This window comes from Fibrobacter sp. (genome assembly GCA_024398965.1).
In the GTDB taxonomy this organism is placed as follows: domain Bacteria; phylum Fibrobacterota; class Fibrobacteria; order Fibrobacterales; family Fibrobacteraceae; genus Fibrobacter.
Genome location: JAKSIF010000103.1, coordinates 1 through 3,297 on the forward strand (window position 1 = coordinate 1; position 3,297 = coordinate 3,297).

5 protein-coding genes are annotated in these 3,297 nt (G+C 46.1%); all 5 read left to right on the top strand.

The features are described 5' to 3' along the window. The coding region (locus tag MJZ26_14730; protein MCQ2107031.1) for a GNAT family N-acetyltransferase at window positions 1-476 on the top strand (476 nt) is incomplete at its 5' end. Window positions 477-502: 26 nt separating this feature from the next. Further along, window positions 503-1,072, top strand: coding sequence for a hypothetical protein (locus tag MJZ26_14735; protein MCQ2107032.1), 570 nt, complete (start codon window positions 503-505; stop codon window positions 1,070-1,072). A 134-nt stretch (window positions 1,073-1,206) separates the two neighbouring features. Continuing rightward, window positions 1,207-1,563, top strand: a complete 357-nt coding sequence (locus tag MJZ26_14740; protein ID MCQ2107033.1) for a GyrI-like domain-containing protein — start codon at window positions 1,207-1,209, stop codon at window positions 1,561-1,563. Between the two features lie 125 nt (window positions 1,564-1,688). Then, the gene (locus MJZ26_14745) at window positions 1,689-2,069 is read left to right on the top strand and encodes a VOC family protein (GenBank protein MCQ2107034.1); all 381 of its coding nucleotides are present in this window, start codon (window positions 1,689-1,691) and stop codon (window positions 2,067-2,069) included. Between the two features lie 173 nt (window positions 2,070-2,242). Continuing rightward, entirely contained in the window at window positions 2,243-3,031 is a 789-nt protein-coding gene (locus MJZ26_14750; GenBank protein MCQ2107035.1) for a PhzF family phenazine biosynthesis protein, read from the top strand. Window positions 3,032-3,297: the final 266 nt, after the last annotated feature.

Sequence of the window (3,297 nt, forward strand, 5' to 3'; positions counted from 1 at the left end):
ATGATTTTCCCCAGATGCTGCCCATTTTCCGCGAAGTGATTCAGGGCGGCGACACTTACGACTTTGAAGAAACTGCCAGCGACCAGGACGCATTCGACTACTGGTTCGGCAAGGGCGTGAGCAGCTGGGTCATGGTAGAGAGTTCGGACGAAGGTCAAGGTGACCAGGTTCTTGGATTCTACAAGATCATCCAAAACCATCGTGGTCGAGGCAGCCATGTAGCCAATGCCTCCTTTATGGTTTCCAGCGCCGCCCGCGGAAAGGGCATCGGCCGAAAGATGGGCGAGGACTGTATCCGGAATGCCAAGGCCATGGGCTTTAAGGCAATCCAGTTCAACTTCGTCATCAGCACCAACGAACCTGCCATGCACCTTTGGAAAAATCTGGGTTTCAAGGAACTTTGTCGACTGCCGGGAGCATTCAACCACAAGAAGCTAGGCTATGTCGATGCCGTAATCTTCTTTATGGAACTTTAAGATATCAACAATATATTGGGGGTTTTATGAAAAAATTCATTCTGTTGTTGATAAGTCTGGCGGTTGCCACTCCGACTTTCGCCCAGGAATCCAACTGGGAAGTTTCTCCCTATGACCAGGAAAATAATCAGCCAAATCCTCAGCTTAAAGAAAATCAGACCAAGAGCAGACACAACATCAGTGTTGAATATGGCTTTTTAAACATCACTGACTTGGGTTGGGCTATCGCTTCATTGGTAAGTGGCATATTCGGCGATGATGAAAATGAAACATTATTCCTCGGAGATATCAGTATTAACTATGGTTACGAGGTTGGTGAACTATTTGAAACAGGTATAATCGCTAACTTCGCCCTACCCGGAAAAGGCTATTTCTTCGCTACCGTAATGCCGAGAGCAAAACTTAACTACAACCAAGGCGGATTTGTAAATCCCTATATGGAACTTGACGCCGGTTTCGGCATCTGCAGCAACGGAAGAGCCGCACCCATGTTCCATGGAACCCTCCTAGGCCTAGAAATCGGATACTTCTATATGCAACTCGCGGGATGGGGACAGCGCGGCCTATTCTACGCCGGTGTCAAAATACCGCTTTAATTTTTTCAAAAAAACTTCTTTTTTCCTATTGACTCGTCCCTTAGGGCCGGGTCTATATTTATATAGTCGCCTGACAAGGTGGCAGAAAAGTGATCACAAAGGGGCGGGTCGCGAACCGCAAATTTTATGAATAGATGCAGCGCCTGGGTTGTAAATGTTCTCCCACCGGTTACTGTTTTACCATCGAACACAACAAGGAATACAAACCCGAAGCTGTGTATATCGAATATTGCGAACAGGTGGAGGAAGCTCTCCAGGATCCTAAAATCGTCCAGTTCAAGACCATGCCCGCAGTGAAGACAGCCCTCTGCCTAAAACACATCGGACCCTACGATCGTTTTTACCAGTCCTACACCGAGATGTTCAAGTACATCGAAGAGCAGGGTTATAAGATCGTGGGCGACCTCCGCTGCGTGTATGTGGACGGAGCCTGGAATCAGGATGATCCCGAAAAGTGGCTATCCATTATCCAGGTGCCGGTGGAAAAATAACACTCCAAGCCGCTATCAAAAAATGTTTGCACTTGCTCCTGATGTACATATTTAAACTTCGCAAGTGCAAACATCCCTCACTTATTTATAGACTCGTAGCGCCCAACATATTATATATTATCCCTATGAAAATTGATCACATTGCCATCTGGGTTCAAAATATTGAAAAGGTCTGTGAATTCTACCAGAAGTATTTCAATGCCACCATCGGACCTCTCTACCATAATCCCACCAAAGGTTTTACCAGCAGGTTCATTACCTTCGAAGGTGGCGCCCGCATTGAAGTGATGCACCGAACTGATGTTGAATCTTCAATATCCTATCCACATTTTGGCTGGTGCCATGTTGCAATATCTCTTGGTTCAAAAGAAAAGGTGGATAAGTTGACCGCCCAAATGGAAACTGATGGAGTCACTGTCGTTGGACAGCCTCGTACCACTGGAGACGGGTACTATGAGAGTGTGGTCCAGGATCCCGAAGGCAACCTTGTAGAATTGACTATTTAAAATTCGCTTGAAAATAAATCCCAATAAGGTTTCACGTGAAACGTTCGTAGGGCGAGAGTCGCGACAGGGAGCTCGCTCACCGACATGACCGACCCCAAGAACATAGCACTTGCTTCCGATGGACATATTTAGATCTAAAATAATATAAAACAACATCACGCAATTTTTCATTTATGAAGCAGTACATCGTAGACGCATTTACAGATACTCTCTTCCACGGTAATCAGGCAGCAATTTGCGTCCTGGATAAATGGCCGGAAGTTTCCCTGATGCATAGCATCGCTTTCGAGAATAACTTCTCCGAAACTGCTTTCGTGGTTAAGATGGAGGATAACGAAACCGCTCCCAAGTATCACCTTCGATGGTTTACCCCCAGCGATGAAGTGGACCTTTGCGGCCACGCCACCTTGGCAACTGCCTTTACCCTTTTCAACTTCTATGAACAAAAGGCAGAGAAAATTGTCTTTGACACCCTGAGCGGCCAGCTTATTGTGAATAGAAATGGCGATCTTTATGAAATGAACTTCCCGGTATACGACCTGAAGCCTATTCCTGTTACAGATGAAATGGAAATTGCCTTAGGCGCCAGACCTTCGGAAGCCTACATGGGTCGCGACATGCTCTGCGTTTTTGATTCCGAAAGTACCATCGAAAACATGAAGCCGGACTTCGACAAGGTGAAGGAACTGCCAGGTCTCCTGGCTCACGTTACCGCAAAGGGTTCCAAGGAAGACTGCGTCTCCAGAAGTTTCGGCCCCCGAATTGCCATTAACGAGGATCCGGTCTGCGGATCAGGACATTGCCACATTGCGCCTTATTGGAGTGGCAAGATGAATAAGCCAGAGATTATTGCAAGGCAGGCATCCCGAAGGGGAGGCACTCTCTACTGCAAAATCGAGGGCGAAAGAATGACCCTGGCAGGAAAAGCCACCCTCTATTCCGTCAGCGAATTAAACTGCTAACTCAGGGATTTTCCAACCATAGGTGAACCGTATGACTAGTACGGGAGGGGAACCAACCCTCACTTGTTATATCGTCACTCCCAAAAGAATTGTCAAAAGATTATTCACTTTTTTTGGTACAAATCTTGCGGGGAACTTTTTCTATATTGGCACTTGCAAAAGCAGAATGACATCAACATAGGAGGTTATATGAAGAAGATTTTTCTTTTAGTCGCATCTTTTGTTTTTTCTGCACATGCCATTAACTGCATAGAAGCATTTTCAAT

What these genes read in the sequence shown, in the direction of transcription:
- MJZ26_14745 (MCQ2107034.1), top strand. Translation starts at nt 1,689, where the DNA reads ATGAAAATTGATCACATTGCCATCTGGGTTCAAAATATTGAAAAGGTC.
- MJZ26_14735 (MCQ2107032.1), top strand. Translation starts at nt 503, where the DNA reads ATGAAAAAATTCATTCTGTTGTTGATAAGTCTGGCGGTTGCCACTCCG.
- MJZ26_14740 (MCQ2107033.1), top strand. Translation starts at nt 1,207, where the DNA reads ATGCAGCGCCTGGGTTGTAAATGTTCTCCCACCGGTTACTGTTTTACC.
- MJZ26_14750 (MCQ2107035.1), top strand. Translation starts at nt 2,243, where the DNA reads ATGAAGCAGTACATCGTAGACGCATTTACAGATACTCTCTTCCACGGT.